The organism is Symbiopectobacterium purcellii (assembly GCF_052050035.1).
In the GTDB taxonomy this organism is placed as follows: domain Bacteria; phylum Pseudomonadota; class Gammaproteobacteria; order Enterobacterales; family Enterobacteriaceae; genus Symbiopectobacterium; species Symbiopectobacterium purcellii_A.
This window is the reverse complement of record NZ_CP189882.1, coordinates 3,767,474-3,782,779: the sequence shown is the minus strand read 5'-3', so window position 1 is coordinate 3,782,779 and position 15,306 is coordinate 3,767,474. Positions and strand designations below refer to the sequence as shown.

Genomic DNA, 15,306 nt, shown 5'->3' with positions numbered 1-15,306 from the left:
CCATTTACACAAAATTCTTTACAGACTCCCTTTCTGCCCTGCACCCATCTGCCGCTCGTGATCTTTTCGATTCTTTTTCCGATAAATCAAATAACAAGCTGAAAATTCAGCGGCTAAATTTTTCAATTCTTCGACTGATAATCCAATGATTGCTTTACATAAACGATTATCTCGTAACAACCGCTCTTTGTTGATCATTTCAAACCTTTATTCTCTAAGTTAAACCTCTTTTTATTCTCAATAGCCTGACAAAAAATGCAAGTCTCTATTCAGCAACTAGTTTATATTCGCCCGGTAATGCCGCTGCTGATGATGCGTGCATCGATGGAAGCGCAACAGCGCTTTGCACCGGAAAAACGCCCTTACCTGATCTCCCGTTCCGGCTGTGCCGGGATGCAACGTTACGTACAAACCTGGAGCGGCGATAACCGCACCAACTGGACCACGTTGCGCTATAACACGGCTTTGTTGAATAATTTAAGATACTGATTTATATAAGCATTATAAAATTTCAACGACTAATTTTTCCTCTCGGAATGCTTTTTATTGTGCTAACTATTTGATTTGTCGTTCTAACAAAATACATTCTCTGTAAATGCATTCTAACTAAAGAAGATGTAAATCAAACGGTTAAATTATTCAACAAAGCCCTATAACACCCGTATTGGTGTTGGTATGAGCCTCTCCGGTTTGTATAATGTCGGCCACGATGTCGGTGGTTTCTCTGGCGATAAGCCTGATGCGGAACTGTTCGTACGTTGGGTACAAAACGGCGTGATGCACCCGCGTTTCACCATTCACTCCTGGAATGACGATCACACGGTTAACGAACCGTGGATGTACCCGGAAGTCACTCCGGCAATCCGCGACGCCATTGCGCTGCGTTATCGCCTGCTGCCTTACCTGTACACCCAGTTGTGGCACGCCAGCCAGGACGATGAGCCGATGCTGCGCCCCACCTTCCTCGATCACGAACACGACACCGTGACGTTCCAGGAAACCGATGACTTCCTGCTGGGCCGCGATGTGCTGGTTGCAAGCGTGGTTGAACAAGGTCAACGCCAGCGTCAGGTTTACCTTCCGAAGAACGCGTCTGGCTGGTACGATTTCTACACCGGCACCTGGTTCAGCGGCGGACAAACCATCACGCTGGATGCACCGCTGGAAAGCCTGCCGCTGCTGGTTCGCGCCGGTGCGATGCTGCCAACCTCTGCACGCCTGAAGCACGTCGAACACCAAACGGACGATCAGCGCGATCTGCTGCTGTTCCCTCCGTGCGGCAAAGGTCAGGACAGCGGCCTGCTGTTTGAAGATGACGGTGAAACCCATGGCTGGCAGCAAGGTCATGCGCTGTGGTTGCGCTGGAATATCACCAGCGACAACTCACGCATTGACGTGACCTTCACGCAGGAAGGAGACTTTGCTACTGCCTGGAAACGTCTGCATGTTCGTTTGCCCGCGCAGGACCAACGCACGCTCTACATCAACGGTGAAGCACAATCTCACTGGGATCGCGCATAACCACACCCCATTGACCTCAGGCGCACAGTTTTCTGTGCGCCTTTTTTCTTTCTGCAATCAAGCGCAGTTTTCCCGGGCGTAGTACCGAGATATTGTTCAAAGCCTCACCAAACAGAACAATGGATGTACGTTTCGTCACGTGGCTGATCTATGCTGGGTGTAACCGCCGCAATGACATTGCGGGATATAACCCAAAAAGGATGGAAGAACGATGACGCATTGTGGTTCCCCTGCCCGCCTCACGGCCGCACAAGCGCTGGATTTACTGAGTTCGCAGTATAACGATGCGGTTAACGCGTTACGCGCAGCCATAAAAGCCTACGTGACAGATGGCTCCTTGCCCGATGCAGAAGCACGCCGTAATGGATTGTTTGTTTACCCGGACTTACGCGTCAGTTGGGATGGCGTACAGCAAGGTAAAAGCCGCACCCGCGCTTATGGGCGTTTCACCCATAGCGGAAGTTACAGCACCACGGTCACGCAACCTGCGCTGTTTCGCCGCTATCTGTCAGAGCAACTGACCTTACTGGTCGAAGAGTACGGCGCACACATTGAGGTATCCCCGTCGCAGCAGGAAATTCCCTTTCCTTATGTGATTGACGGCTCTGATTTAGCACTGGAACGCTCGATGTCCGCCGGGATTTCGCAGCACTTTCCCACCACGGAACTGGCACAAATTGGTGATGAAACCGCAGATGGCCTGTTTCACGCTACCGATACCCGCTTCCCGCTTTCACATTTTGATGCCTTGCGTACCGATTTCTCTCTGGCACGATTGCGCCATTACACGGGCACAGCCATCGAACATTTTCAGCCTTATATTCTGTTCACCAACTACACGCGCTACGTGGATGAGTTTGTGAGTTGGGCCTGTGAACAAATCGCCAATCCTGACAGCCCTTACGAGGCACTCGCGGCGGCAGGCGGTATCCTCCTCACCGGCAAAGACGCGATCGCCGAAGCGTGCGTTTCCGATGTTGCCTGGAAGAAACATCAGATGCCGGCTTATCACCTGATTGCCAAACAAGGACCGGGGATCACCCTCATCAATATTGGCGTTGGGCCGTCCAACGCCAAAACCATCTGTGACCATCTTGCCGTGCTGCGTCCGCACGCCTGGCTGATGATTGGTCACTGCGGCGGTCTACGCGAAAGCCAGACCATAGGTGACTATGTGTTGGCGCACGCCTACCTGCGTGACGATCACGTGCTTGATGCCGTGCTCCCGCCTGATATCCCTATTCCAAGCATCGCCGAAGTGCAGCGCGCGTTGTATGACGCCACCAAAATGGTGAGCGGTATGGCTGGCGAGGCGGTAAAGCAGCGGCTACGTACCGGCACGGTAGTGACCACGGACGACCGCAATTGGGAACTGCGCTACTCCGTCTCCGCCCTGCGTTTCAACCTGAGCCGCGCCGTGGCCGTGGACATGGAAAGTGCGACGATTGCGGCACAAGGCTATCGCTTCCGAGTGCCTTACGGCACGCTGCTGTGCGTTTCAGACAAACCTCTACACGGTGAAATAAAACTGCCCGGTCAGGCCAACCGTTTTTATGAAGGTGCCATCTCCGAGCATCTGCAAATCGGTATTTGCGCCATGGACCTGTTACGCGCAGAAGGCGACCATCTGCATTCACGTAAACTTCGCACGTTTAACGAGCCACCGTTTCGCTGATTGCCCTTTGTCGGGCCCTACCGGGCCCGACAGCAATTATCAGAATTGCCGGACATAAACAGCAAAAACACAAACAACCCATTGTTTCACAATCAAAAAAAACAAAAACACTGGCTGCACAGTGACGTTATGTTACCTCACCAGCCACAGCCCTATCTGTAGCGCAACTACACTTACCGCAATTAATTACCAACAGCCATTATTATCACCGCTACCTATCACGTAGCTGGCGTGTCATTGACGTCCTGAACCAGGCGGCGGCGCCGCCATACCAACAATAAAAATGAGGTATTATTATGAATACGTTCGACGCTCCCGAACCATCGCGCCGTGCTGTGATTAAGCGCACTGCCGCCCTCTCCGTGCTTGCACTCACTGGTATCAGTGGGTTTACGGTTCCCCACGTGACCTATGCCGCCTCTTTGACTAAAGCACAGCGTGACAGCATGACGCCCGACGATTTCATCAAAAGCTTTAAAGCGGGCAATATGCGCTTTCGGGAAGGAAAAATGCAACAGCATGACTTCGTGGCGCAAAAAATCAGCAGCCAAGAGGGCCAGTTCCCCGCAGCAGTGATTTTAAGTTGTATCGACTCGCGTGCTCCCGCTGAAATTTTGCTGGATACGTGCATTGGCGAGACGTTTAACGCGCGCGTGGCAGGCAACGTGCAGAATGAAGACATTCTGGGCAGTATGGAGTTCGCGTGTGCGGCAGCAGGAGCCAAAGTGGTGCTGGTGATGGGCCATACCGCCTGTGGTGCCGTGGCGGGTGCGATAGACAATGTTGAGTTGGGCAACCTGACCGGGTTGCTGAACAAGATTAAACCAGCCGTCGAGAAAACCGCCTATGAGGGTGATCGCACAGGCAAAAACATGGCGTTTGTCGATGCGGTAGCGAAAACCAATGTGGCACTCACCGTCGAACACATTCGTGAACACAGCCCGATTCTGAAAAAGCTGGAACAAGAGGGCAAAATCAAGATCGTCGGCAGTATGTACCACCTGGTTGGTGGCGAAGTTGAGTTTCTGAGTTGATAACTACCAAAGAAGAATGAACCCTAATCTCCCTGCCGTGGCAGTCAAGCTGTCACGGCATTCACACCGGGTTAAATGGATTTCGGGTAGCGCTCATAATAACGCCAAAACGCCACGCTAAAATTGTTGGCGTGACGGTATCCCACCCGCCAAGCCACTTGCGCAACCTGTAAGCCTTGCTCCAACAAACGGTGCGCCTCTTCCATGCGCAATTGCAACAACATCTGCCCCGGCGTGGTGTTGAAATGGCGATGAAACGCCAGCTTGAGCTTGTATTCGCTTAGACCAGCCACCAATGCCAGCGCGCCGAGATAGAGCGTTTCATTCAGGTGCGACACCATCCAATCGCGGGCGCGCTCCACCGCAACCACATCCTGAGGGTGTAAGCGGGCCGACTCCCGTGTCTCTTCAAACAAATAACGGTGTGCCGCCAGCAGATTCAATGAGCGTGTTGCTTAATAGTGAAATAAGGGTGTTTCGGTGATTGAAGTAAATTTTACGCTGTTCTGAGATGGAAATTCCAAAGACCGGCGCTAAGGAGTAAGAAGGTATCATCAATAAAGGGTCTACGATTCCGTAAAATTTGGGTCATGCAACCGAGGCGCTTGATACCCGCGATGGCGTGTTCAACTGTAATACGGATGCCCGCCCCATTCCCACTCGAAACGCAACAAAACGGTAGAGGCTTATGCCACCAGTAAGTGCGTTAAAAATACCTCATTGGGGGAACGATAGCCCAGCGATTTTCTGCCCCTTGTATTGAGTATGTGTTCGAGTTCGGCAATCTTACGATGACTGACCTGACTGAAGTCTGTTCCCTTTGGGTAAAAACGTCGTATCAGCCCGTTGGTGTGCTCATTCAAGCCCCTCTCCCAGGAATGATAAGGATGGGCAAAGTAGACCTGCGCCCCTGTGATTTGAGTAATTTGCTCGTGCAGAGCGAATTCAGGGCCGTTATCAGCTGTTAGGGTCTTAAACTTGCAAAAGGTATTAGCTTCAATGTCCCTGAAAGCAGCAACCACAGTCTCCGCACGCTTATTAGGCAGTTTGCGAATGATGACGGTTTTCAATGCTTTATCTACGATGGTTAACAAGAATGACTTCTGGTCTTTGCCAAAAATAGTGTCAATTTCGAAGTGGCCAGGCTCCTGTTTAAGCTCGGCTTGAGCTGGGCGATACTCAATACCAACACGGTTGGGAATAGGGCCTGATTTGAGGTTTTCGGCATTGTACCTGTAACGTTTTCCCCGATGAGGAAGTTGCTGATATAGCTCCCCGCCAGCCTGTCTCTCCTGCAGGATATAGCGATATAGCGTATTCTTGCTGACAGATATACCGAATTCCAGGTGCAAACGGCCACTGATGATTTCAGGTGAAGAGTGAGTGGAAAGCGCCTGCCTGATGAAGTTCTGAATGTGTGGCTCCAACGGGTAAAAAGCATTGTTTGGCAGAGGCTTATGACGGCGTTCCCGGGCCAGAGTGTCCGCCCTTCTACAGCAGTAGACACCATTAAGCGTGTTGCTTAATAGTGAAATAAGGGTGTTTCGGTGATTGAAGTAACTTTTACGCTGTTCTGAGATGGAAATTCCAAAGACCGGCGCTAAGGAGTAAGAAGGTATCATCAATAAAGGGTCTACGATTCCGTAAAATTTGGGTCATGCAACCGAGGCGCTTGATACCCGCGATGGCGTGTTCAACTGTAATACGGATGCCCGAGATTATTTTATTTTCTTGTTTTTGTTCAGGCGATAAAGGTCTTTTTCGAGTTCCTTTTTTTGGGATTTGTGTATTAGGATGCTGTTTATCTATACCTTGAAAACCGGTATCTGCCCAGATGGTTACCTCAGGAGGAATATGGCGAATTATATCGACTTTATCGAGTAAGCGTTTATCGTGACGGCGCCCATTTTTGCTCATGGGGATAAATCCAATTTGCCTTGTTTCGTCAGTCATAATAAGCCCTTTTCGAGTGGTCTGTCTTTTCTTTCCCGAATACATTTTTTTTCGCCGACGCAGATTCTTAGGCTTTTGGACAGGTCGCTCTGTCCCATCAATAAAGACGTCTTTAACTCCAGGAAAGGCGCGAAAAAATTCCTCAGCAGAGCGAATTTGACGAGCGGGCAAAACACATTCTCGCCCCAAGGTCATCTCTAAAACCGGCAATAATATTTTTACCCAGCGACATACCCGTGTTCTATCTAAACCAAAAAGAAGTCCTTGCAAATCATAGGTCGGATAACATTTTAAATACAATAAAATAAAAAGCAGTTTATCTAATGGGGTTGGGATAAATCCTTTCTGCCCTGCACCCATCTGCCGCTCGTGATCTTTTCGATTCTTTTTCCGATAAATCAAATAACAAGCTGAAAATTCAGCGGCTAAATTTTTCAATTCTTCGACTGATAATCCAATGATTGCTTTACATAAACGATTATCTCGTAACAACCGCTCTTTGTTGATCATTTCAAACCTTTATTCTCTAAGTTAAACCTCTTTTTATTCTCAATAGCCTGACAAAAAATGCAAGTCTCTATTCAGCAACTAGTTTATTGAAGCTGTTTACCCGCATACGCGGGTACAGCTCTGCATTGTGCATCAGGTGCGGAACTCGCTGCGCTACGTCGGCTGGAAAGAGCGTAAGGCCGTTGCTGCTGACCTGCGCACCATCTATAGTTCCGCAACGCTAGAGGGCGCTGAAGAGGCCCTGGATGCCTTCGCGGCCAAATGGGATGAGCAGTTCCCGACGATCAGCCCGTCGTGGAGAAATAATTGGGAACGTCTCATCGTCATTTTTGACTTTCCGCCGGAGATCCGCAAGGTTATCTAGGCTTTGTTGAATAAATCAGAATTAGCCGACAGGATGACTCCCTCTGCTACACCTGTTATCCTATCCTGACGCTGTGTGGCATACCCAACAACGTCATACGGTTCAGCGCTTTGACCATCGCTATGGCTTCACCTACTTGAGCCTCATAGTCACGCAGGCTCAGATGGCCACCCAGCAAAGTTTTTATGCGGAACATCGCTGTTTCTGCCACTGAACGCCGGTGATAACCCACTTTCTTTTTCCACATATCATTACTCCCGCTCAGACGCTGATTCGCCACCGCATGGTTACGTTCATGGTACTTGTCCGGCCAGTATTTGGCTCCGCTTCGCGGCGGGATAAGGGGCCTGATTTTCTTTCTTAGCAACGCATCGTGGCAGTAACGGGCGTCATAAGCACCGTCTGCTGACACTTCCCTGATTTTTCGGTGGGTTTGGTTAATCAGGCCCGGCAGTGCCTGCGCATCTGTCGTTCCGCTGAGCGATAAGTCGGCACAGATAATCTCATGCGTCGCACTGTCTGCTGCCAGATGAAGCTTGCGCCACACTCTTCGTCTGTCAGCCCCATGCTGCCTGACTTTCCATTCACCTTCGCCAAAGACCTTCAGACCGGTACTGTCGATGACCAGATGCGAGATTTCACCACGCGTTGGCGTTTTTATGCTGATACTGACGGTTTTTGCCCGCCGACTGACCAGAGAGTAGTCCGGGCAGCGCAGTGGCAGGCTCATCAGTGTAAAAACCGAGTCGACAAAGCCCTGTAATGCCCGGAGCGACAGGTTAAACACGCGCTTTATCATCAAAACCGTGGTAACAGCCATATCGGTGTAGTAAAGCGGCCGACCACGACCTTCAGGCGAAGCACTGTCAGTCCATGCAGCGATGGTGGACTCATCAAGCCAGACCGTCAGGGAGCCGCGTTGTCTGAGTGCTTTGTTGTAGGTGGGCCAGTTGGTGATTTTAAACTTTTGCTTTGCCATGGGGAGCTGCTATCGGGAGCGATGATAGTGCTCTGATCCGGCGATCCCCTGAAAGTTCGATTTATTCAACAAAGCCCACCTGATGCACAATGCAGAGCTGTACCCGCGTATGCGGGTAAACAGCTTCAATGGCATCAGGAAAGCCTTTCAGGCCATCGCAGCAGGCGACGAAGATGTCCTTTAGCCCACGATTTTTCAGTTCTGTCATCACAGATATAGCCAACCGACTTAAAAATGATTACATCCTATGCCCTGATATGCGGCAAAGAAGCATAGCTGGCTGTTATCAAAATAATGTCGCTTGGCTATAACCAGAACTTGGCCCCCTCAGTTTTGGCTATCCATAGCCCCAGCAGCTCTTTTTCGCCCTGGCCGTTGACGCCGAGGGCCAGATAAACAGACTTGTTGGCCACGGCTCCGCCGTCCTGGCTTTTGACAACAATACAGTCAAGGTAAACAATGGGATAAAGCGCATCCAGCGGCCGTTGCTGCCAGCGCTTAACTTCATCCATCACAGCATTGGTCACTTGAGAAATGAAGCCAGCGGAAACATCGACCCCGTAGACTTCTTTAAAGTGTGCCTGAATATCACGGGTTGATAACCCTCTGGAATAGAGAGAAATAATGCGGTCATCGAAGCCGTTAAGCTGTTTTTCGTTCTTACCGATCAGTGTCGGCTCGAAGGTACTGTTGCGGTCGCGCGGAATATCGAGCTCGATCTCCCCATTTTGGCTACGTACGCTCTTGGATGTCTTGCCATTGCGGGAGTTGCCTGAATGATTACCAGCCGGGTCATGCTTAGCATACCCAAGGTGCATCTCCATCTCAGCTTCAAGAACCCGTTCCGCCAGTCTTTTAGTCAGCACCTTGAGTAGGCCTGATTCACCCAGCAGATCCTGAGGGGAGTGACAATCTTGAAGCAGTTGGTCAATAAGTTCGTTGCTGATAGGCATTTTGTTATCCTTTGAAGGTTTTCCTCAAAATGCCATTTACACAGATTATTTTACAGTCTCTTTCTCCCAGACAACCCACATCGACTGCCTCAATTTATGCCTTGCCGATGTACTGAACCAGTTTAGGAGATTAAACAACGGGAGAGCACATATCGTCGCAAACGCTAAATACAAGCAATTTGCCGCAAAAACGATATCTGCCGCTTTTTTGAAGGCGCGCCGTATATCAGGATTAATATGGGAACGCAAACCTCCCTCATTTCATGAAATCAGAAGTTTGTCAGCGCGTCTCTACACCGATGAGAAAGGGAAAGAATATGCACAAAAATTGTTAGGTCACAAAAGCTCTGCCATGACAGATAGGTACCGCGATGACCGGGGGGCTGAATGGAAGCAGATTGAATAATTTCGATCGAATTTCGAGTAATTTCGATCGATTGTTTGTAACTCACTGAATGAAAAGGGTGATATTTTAATGCCGCTGTGCGACACACAGCAGAGTTAAAATACATAAAAACTATAAATATCAATGTATTGAATGAATTTATCGCTCAAGAAATAGGCGACAAAACACAACAAAGCACGACAATACACGACATTTTTATCAATACGTTACCGTCCATTTCGACTTGCTAGCTACGCCAGAATCGCCCAAATTTGACAGACTTGAGGGAGGGGGATTTCGATGGCATACCGTAACCTGAGCAAGGTATACTGCGCCAATGACAACATCTTCACTCTCACAACACGATTCGCTGTTCAAAAAGTTTCTCGGCGATATCGCTGTGGCCCGAGACTTTTTGGAAATCCATCTGCCGCCCCACCTGCGTGAACGCTGCGACTTCAGTACGTTGGCAATGGAGTCGGGCAGCTTTATCGAAGACGACCTGCGCACCCAGTGTTCGGATATGCTCTATTCCGTGCAGACGAATGCGGGGAAAGGCTACATTTATACACTCATCGAGCACCAGAGCAGGCCAGAAAAGCTCATGGCATTCAGGCTGCTACGGTACAGTGTGGCAGCCATGCAGCGGCACCTTGAGCAAGGTAACGAGACCTTGCCCGTAGTCATCCCGCTCCTGTTCTACCACGGCACCACGTCGCCCTACCCCTACAGCACACAATGGCTCGATTGCTTTGCTGACCCTGAAATGGCAGAATCAGTCTATACGCAGGCATTCCCGTTGGTTGATATCACGGCTATGCCGGATGATGAAATACTCCAGCATCGGCGGGTAGCGCTGCTAGAATTGGTGCAAAAACACATCCGTACACGGGACATGCTGGGACTGGCAACCGATATCGCCCGCCTACTCAATCTATGGGCGATACCGAAAGAGCAGTTCCGTAGCCTGATATACTATATTGCAGAGCGGGGAAATACGTCGGATGAAGAGCAATTCCTACAATATATCGCCGCCACAGCCATTGACTATCGGGAGGACATCATGACCATTGCAGAGCAGCTTGAAGCCAAGGGCATCCAGAAGGGCAAGCAGGAAGGCTACCAGTTAGGCCGACAGGATGGTGTTCATGAAGGCGTACAACTCGGTCGCCAAGAAGGTCGCCAAGAAGGCGAGCATAGCGCCTCGCTCAAAATTGCAAGGCAACTTCTTGCTGATGGTGTAGGAAAATCAGCCATCAAGCGCTATACCGGCCTGTCCGATGATGAACTGGCTTCCCTGTTCAACCACGGGCATTAATCCCCGCCTTTTCCGCGTCCGGCGGCTCAGGCCAGTTTATAGCCGCCGCTTTGCTTATATCCAGCCGATTAAGCAGCACGCGGTATTTCTTCCACGCAACAAGTTGCGCCCTTTCTGTCTCCGTGGCCATATCGAGGTCTACCGCATCCTGAAGTGGCTGAATACGCGTATTCGCCACGGTAAGACGTGAGGTTAACGCCTGTTGTGCCTCCTGCTGCGCAGCTCGTGATTCAGCCGCTTGCTGGGCTTGCGTGTCTGTCACCCATTTTTTCCCGTTCCACACATCAAATTCGGTTTGTGGTTTCAGTAACGTGAGGTTATCCGGCAGTTCGCCGAATTGGGTGACAATCTGTTCCTGCCGTGTTTCGGTACTGTAAACTGTCTGGCCGTGATTATCCTCCACGTGCTCCCATGACTTGCCATCTGCCGCGCGACATAGCGCTTGCCCAACAGGCGGTAACTCTGGCTTATCGGGGTAACTGTGGGCTGGAAGGCCTACATCGAACATGAGGTATTCCATGCTGGCGCTTTGGTATTCGCGCGTGACCGGGTGCGCTTGATAAACAGTGATCCAACCCGCCTTTTTGCTGAGGCCGTTTGCGCCTAATTCTGCGGTTTCAATATCAGTTGAATAGATGCTCATTATGCGGCTCTCACGATGTAGTTATAGCCAACCGACTTAAAAATGATTACATCCTATGCCCTGATATGCGGCAAAGAAGCATAGCTGGCTGTTATCAAAATAATGTCGCTTGGCTATATTGACTAAACTGCTGCTGCAATCTGTTCACGTAATACGTGGGCAGCACCTGCTGGACAACCGAACTGTTGGCCGGGATGCCATTTTGTGCATAGAAAGGGGATTCCTCCGGCGCCAGTTTCAGGTTTTGCACAAGTGTGGTCAGGTACACGGCGTCATTAAAACCGTTGGCATCCGTCTCGACCATAACCCACTTGCCGCCGGGATCTCTGCCGTAAGTTCTCATCCTGTTATGCTCCCATCAAACCCACTTATCGGGCCGCCCGTGTTCCCCCCGCCATTACCATTGCTGTGTTGATGGGCGTTCAGCCATTGTAATAATTGCTGCCACCCTTCATGCATGATGCGTGGGCTCGTACTGGCCGTGTTGTCTTGAAGGGTTCCACTCTGGCCGGTGAGCGACCACCCTTCCTGGGTCAGAGTGAGAACCGTTCCCCCTACGGTCACCTTAAAGGAATCAGGGGTAGCTATAGTGATGCTTTGCGGTGTGAGCAGAAACGTGGTGTTGCTGCCAGCGTCACGAATAGTGACACCCTCGGGACCATACAGGGTCAGCACCTGGCCATTCACCGCTCCCCACTCAGTGTTGCTGATGGGCAAGAAAACCAGCGCGCTAAGGTTGGCTGGGGGGGTAAGGTCTGCCACGCCGCCCCCTTGCCCGCTTACGCCGCCAAGATACGTGTCTGCCGGGGCTTTGTTGAATAATTTAACGGCTTTGTTGAATAATTTAACCGTTTGATTTACATCTTCTTTAGGTAGAATGCATGTACAGAGACTGTATTTTGTTAGAACGACAAATCAAGTAGTTAGCACAATAAAAAGCATTACGGCTGGAAAACTTAGTTGTTGAAGTGTTATAATAATTATGTAAATCAGCATGTTAAATTATTCAACAAAGCCTAATTTAACCGTTTGATTTACATCTTCTTTAGTTAGAATGCATTTACAGAGAATGTATTTTGTTAGAACGACAAATCAAATAGTTAGCACAATAAAAAGCATTCCGAGAGGAAAAACTAGTCGTTGAAATTTTATAATGCTTATATAAATCAGTATCTTAAATTATTCAACAAAGGGCTTTGTTGAATAATTTAACCGTTTGATTTACATCTTCTTTAGTTAGAATGCATTTACAGAGAATGTATTTTGTTACAACGACAAATCAAATAGTTAGCACAATAAAAAGCATTCCGAGAGGAAAAATTAGTCGTTGAAATTTTATAATGCTTATATAAATCAGTATCTTAAATTATTCAACAAAGCCTCAACAAAGCCGTCTGCCGGGATAACAATGCCTTTGTCGCCCGGTTGCTTCGGGTAGCGGATATATTGGGGTCCAAACAGCGGGATGGTTACCTGTGGGAAAACGTAGGGGGTATCACGCAACTCAAACGACACTAAGCGTGTTGCTTAATAGTGAAATAAGGGTGTTTCGGTGATTGAAGTAAATTTTACGCTGTTCTGAGATGGAAATTCCAAAGACCGGCGCTAAGAAGTAAGAAGGTATCATCAATAAAGGGGCTTTGTTGAATAATTTAACCGTTTGATTTACATCTTCTTTAGTTAGAATGCATTTACAGAGAATGTATTTTGTTACAACGACAAATCAAATAGTTAGCACAATAAAAAGCATTCCGAGAGGAAAAATTAGTCGTTGAAATTTTATAATGCTTATATAAATCAGTATCTTAAATTATTCAACAAAGCCCAATAAAGGGTCTACGATTCCGTAAAATTTGGGTCATGCAACCGAGGCGCTTGATACCCGCGATGGCGTGTTCAACTGTAATACGGATGCCCGAGATTATTTTATTTTCTTGTTTTTGTTCAGGCGATAAAGGTCTTTTTCGAGTTCCTTTTTTTGGGATTTGTGTATTAGGATGCTGTTTATCTATACCTTGAAAACCGGTATCTGCCCAGATGGTTACCTCAGGAGGAATATGGCGAATTATATCGACTTTATCGAGTAAGCGTTTATCGTGACGGCGCCCATTTTTGCTCATGGGGATAAATCCAATTTGCCTTGTTTCGTCAGTCATAATAAGCCCTTTTCGAGTGGTCTGTCTTTTCTTTCCCGAATACATTTTTTTTCGCCGACGCAGATTCTTAGGCTTTTGGACAGGTCGCTCTGTCCCATCAATAAAGACGTCTTTAACTCCAGGAAAGGCGCGAAAAAATTCCTCAGCAGAGCGAATTTGACGAGCGGGCAAAACACATTCTCGCCCCAAGGTCATCTCTAAAACCGGCAATAATATTTTTACCCAGCGACATACCCGTGTTCTATCTAAACCAAAAAGAAGTCCTTGCAAATCATAGGTCGGATAACATTTTAAATACAATAAAATAAAAAGCAGTTTATCTAATGGGGTTGGGATAAATCCTTTCTGCCCTGCACCCATCTGCCGCTCGTGATCTTTTCGATTCTTTTTCCGATAAATCAAATAACAAGCTGAAAATTCAGCGGCTAAATTTTTCAATTCTTCGACTGATAATCCAATGATTGCTTTACATAAACGATTATCTCGTAACAACCGCTCTTTGTTGATCATTTCAAACCTTTATTCTCTAAGTTAAACCTCTTTTTATTCTCAATAGCCTGACAAAAAATGCAAGTCTCTATTCAGCAACTAGTTTACTGTGACCCTATTTCCCGATTGGCTTACGATGCTGGCCGGAAGAACCTTTCCGGCGCTCTGAAAGGCTTCCTCCAGCTTTTGGTCGGTAAACCGATTCATGTTTCTGGCAAAGTTTACTTTCTGCTCAATACTCATTTACCACCTACCGGCTTGCGCACTCCCGCTTCAATGATGGTTATCCATGACTCTGCATTCGGCTGCCGACTGTTTCCCAGCAGACGCACCGATCGCACAATAAACTCGCCTGTGAAAGCAGAGTCATCCCGGTAATGAGAATATGATGAGGCCTGGATCATGGGTCTGGCGCGCTTAGGCATCAGGATGTGGTCGCCCGTCTGAATGTCTGCACGCATCACACAGATGAGACTGACAACACCAAAATTTATCCACGTGGGGGCTTTGTTGAATAATTTAAGATACTGATTTATATAAGCATTATAAAATTTCAACGACTAATTTTTCCTCTCGGAATGCTTTTTATTGTGCTAACTATTTGATTTGTCGTTCTAACAAAATACATTCTCTGTAAATGCATTCTAACTAAAGAAGATGTAAATCAAACGGTTAAATTATTCAACAAAGCCCCACGTGGGCTGCCCCACCAAATCAACGAATTCGATCTGAATGGGGTTTTTTACTCTGGCGGACGCACTCGCTTTCGATGCTTTATCGGCATGGTTGGCATAATCATTGTCCCACACCCTGATTTCATTACCATTGACGAGCGCTATTTCTACGCCAGAATATCCAGGGTCTCTTATGCGGGAAAGTGAAAAGGACTTTATTTTTTGCGCCAGGTCCTTAATAGAACCACAAAACATCGGCCAGTCATAATTAAGAACCAGACGATCGCTAACGCTGATATTAGGGCGGTATCCACCACCAAGATTCATAAGGCACTGAGTCAGGGCTACGGAGAGTGCCGTGCCCGCTCGCCATGGGAAAGTCAGTTGAATCGGGGCAAGGCTTTGCGGGTCGCTGTCATTGATAGGGCCTGAGACGATAATAAAATCCAGCCTCAGATCGGTACCCTGCCAGTTGCCGAATACCTGAAAAATCGTGCCTTCAATGGCTAATTTAAGGTTCCATTTTCCCGCCAGCGGCAATCCTGGCGACATTCCGGCAACTATCTGAATTTTCTTTTCATACAGATTTTGCCTAGCTTGCTGCATTTCCTGTGTGCCAATCCGGTGCGTGTCAAGGTAGTTGTCGCCCCAG

General features: G+C 48.4%; 15 protein-coding genes and 6 pseudogenes. 8 read left to right on the top strand and 13 right to left on the bottom strand.

Annotation, left to right across the window (positions count from 1 at the left end):
• Nucleotides 1–18 precede the first annotated feature (18 nt).
• A complete protein-coding gene (locus ACQGXV_RS25810; protein WP_440862896.1) occupies nt 19–198 on the bottom strand; it encodes a hypothetical protein in 180 nt (59 codons plus the stop codon).
• Nucleotides 199–282: 84 nt separating this feature from the next.
• Between ACQGXV_RS25810 and ACQGXV_RS25805 the strand changes: the two are divergent.
• The 4 genes and pseudogenes from ACQGXV_RS25805 to ACQGXV_RS25790 form a co-directional block, all read left to right on the top strand.
• Nucleotides 283–489, top strand: a pseudogene (locus ACQGXV_RS25805) (TIM-barrel domain-containing protein); the annotation flags it as partial.
• Nucleotides 490–627: 138 nt separating this feature from the next.
• A pseudogene (locus ACQGXV_RS25800) lies at nt 628–1,521 on the top strand (TIM-barrel domain-containing protein); the annotation flags it as partial.
• Between the two features lie 211 nt (nt 1,522–1,732).
• Complete coding sequence (locus tag ACQGXV_RS25795) at nt 1,733–3,196, top strand: AMP nucleosidase (protein WP_440863628.1); 1,464 nt, start codon at nt 1,733–1,735, stop codon at nt 3,194–3,196.
• Between the two features lie 296 nt (nt 3,197–3,492).
• Complete coding sequence (locus ACQGXV_RS25790) at nt 3,493–4,230, top strand: carbonic anhydrase family protein (RefSeq protein WP_440863627.1); 738 nt, start codon at nt 3,493–3,495, stop codon at nt 4,228–4,230.
• A gap of 71 nt (nt 4,231–4,301) precedes the next feature.
• Here ACQGXV_RS25790 and ACQGXV_RS25785 read toward each other — a convergent pair whose 3' ends face one another.
• The 3 genes from ACQGXV_RS25785 to ACQGXV_RS25775 form a co-directional block, all read right to left on the bottom strand.
• Nucleotides 4,302–4,673, bottom strand: a complete 372-nt coding sequence (locus ACQGXV_RS25785; protein WP_440863626.1) for a helix-turn-helix domain-containing protein — start codon at nt 4,671–4,673, stop codon at nt 4,302–4,304.
• Nucleotides 4,674–4,916: 243 nt separating this feature from the next.
• On the bottom strand, nt 4,917–5,852 hold the full coding sequence (locus ACQGXV_RS25780; protein WP_440867612.1) for an IS30 family transposase: 936 nt from the start codon (nt 5,850–5,852) through the stop codon (nt 4,917–4,919).
• Nucleotides 5,794–6,693: a transposase family protein gene (locus tag ACQGXV_RS25775; protein ID WP_440862939.1), complete on the bottom strand. Its 900-nt coding sequence runs from the start codon at nt 6,691–6,693 to the stop codon at nt 5,794–5,796. Before ACQGXV_RS25775 ends, ACQGXV_RS25780 begins: the two co-directional genes overlap by 59 nt.
• Before the next feature lie 85 nt (nt 6,694–6,778).
• Here ACQGXV_RS25775 and ACQGXV_RS25770 point away from each other — a divergent pair.
• Nucleotides 6,779–7,054: pseudogene (locus ACQGXV_RS25770) on the top strand (transposase); the annotation flags it as partial.
• Between the two features lie 58 nt (nt 7,055–7,112).
• Here ACQGXV_RS25770 and ACQGXV_RS25765 read toward each other — a convergent pair.
• Nucleotides 7,113–8,036 carry an IS5 family transposase gene (locus tag ACQGXV_RS25765; protein ID WP_440863625.1) on the bottom strand — a complete coding sequence of 308 codons (924 nt, stop codon included), beginning with the start codon at nt 8,034–8,036 and terminating at the stop codon, nt 7,113–7,115.
• 76 nt (nt 8,037–8,112) lie between these two features.
• Nucleotides 8,113–8,989 (bottom strand): annotated as a pseudogene (locus tag ACQGXV_RS25760) (IS256 family transposase); the annotation flags it as partial.
• Between ACQGXV_RS25760 and ACQGXV_RS25755 the strand changes: the two are divergent.
• Together ACQGXV_RS25755 and ACQGXV_RS25750 are read left to right on the top strand one after the other, a co-directional pair.
• Entirely contained in the window at nt 8,976–9,395 is a 420-nt protein-coding gene (locus ACQGXV_RS25755) for a tyrosine-type recombinase/integrase (protein WP_440863624.1), read from the top strand. The pseudogene ACQGXV_RS25760 and the gene ACQGXV_RS25755 sit on opposite strands and share 14 nt — an antisense overlap.
• 316 nt (nt 9,396–9,711) lie before the next feature.
• A complete protein-coding gene (locus ACQGXV_RS25750) occupies nt 9,712–10,692 on the top strand; it encodes an Rpn family recombination-promoting nuclease/putative transposase (RefSeq protein ID WP_440863623.1) in 981 nt (326 codons plus the stop codon).
• Here the strand turns inward: ACQGXV_RS25750 and ACQGXV_RS25745 are convergent.
• Complete coding sequence (locus tag ACQGXV_RS25745) at nt 10,676–11,335, bottom strand: tail fiber assembly protein (protein ID WP_440863622.1); 660 nt, start codon at nt 11,333–11,335, stop codon at nt 10,676–10,678. The two genes, ACQGXV_RS25750 and ACQGXV_RS25745, sit on opposite strands and share 17 nt — an antisense overlap.
• Here ACQGXV_RS25745 and ACQGXV_RS25740 point away from each other — a divergent pair.
• Nucleotides 11,320–11,457, top strand: a complete 138-nt coding sequence (locus ACQGXV_RS25740; protein ID WP_440863621.1) for a hypothetical protein — start codon at nt 11,320–11,322, stop codon at nt 11,455–11,457. The two genes, ACQGXV_RS25745 and ACQGXV_RS25740, sit on opposite strands and share 16 nt — an antisense overlap.
• On the opposite strand, the pseudogene ACQGXV_RS25735 reads toward ACQGXV_RS25740, so the two are convergent.
• The 6 genes and pseudogenes from ACQGXV_RS25735 to ACQGXV_RS25710 all read right to left on the bottom strand — a co-directional run.
• Nucleotides 11,451–11,678, bottom strand: a pseudogene (locus ACQGXV_RS25735) (hypothetical protein); the annotation flags it as partial. The gene ACQGXV_RS25740 and the pseudogene ACQGXV_RS25735 overlap by 7 nt on opposite strands.
• Nucleotides 11,675–12,142: pseudogene (locus tag ACQGXV_RS25730) on the bottom strand (hypothetical protein); the annotation flags it as partial. The pseudogenes ACQGXV_RS25735 and ACQGXV_RS25730, both read right to left, overlap by 4 nt.
• Nucleotides 12,143–12,688: 546 nt before the next feature.
• Nucleotides 12,689–12,850, bottom strand: coding sequence for a hypothetical protein (locus ACQGXV_RS25725; protein ID WP_440867841.1), 162 nt, complete (start codon nt 12,848–12,850; stop codon nt 12,689–12,691).
• 299 nt (nt 12,851–13,149) lie between these two features.
• Nucleotides 13,150–14,001, bottom strand: coding sequence for a transposase family protein (locus ACQGXV_RS25720; protein WP_440863620.1), 852 nt, complete (start codon nt 13,999–14,001; stop codon nt 13,150–13,152).
• A gap of 218 nt (nt 14,002–14,219) precedes the next feature.
• A complete protein-coding gene (locus ACQGXV_RS25715; RefSeq protein WP_440863619.1) occupies nt 14,220–14,537 on the bottom strand; it encodes a hypothetical protein in 318 nt (105 codons plus the stop codon).
• 120 nt (nt 14,538–14,657) lie between these two features.
• On the bottom strand, nt 14,658–15,260 hold the full coding sequence (locus ACQGXV_RS25710; protein ID WP_440863618.1) for a hypothetical protein: 603 nt from the start codon (nt 15,258–15,260) through the stop codon (nt 14,658–14,660).
• Nucleotides 15,261–15,306: the final 46 nt, after the last annotated feature.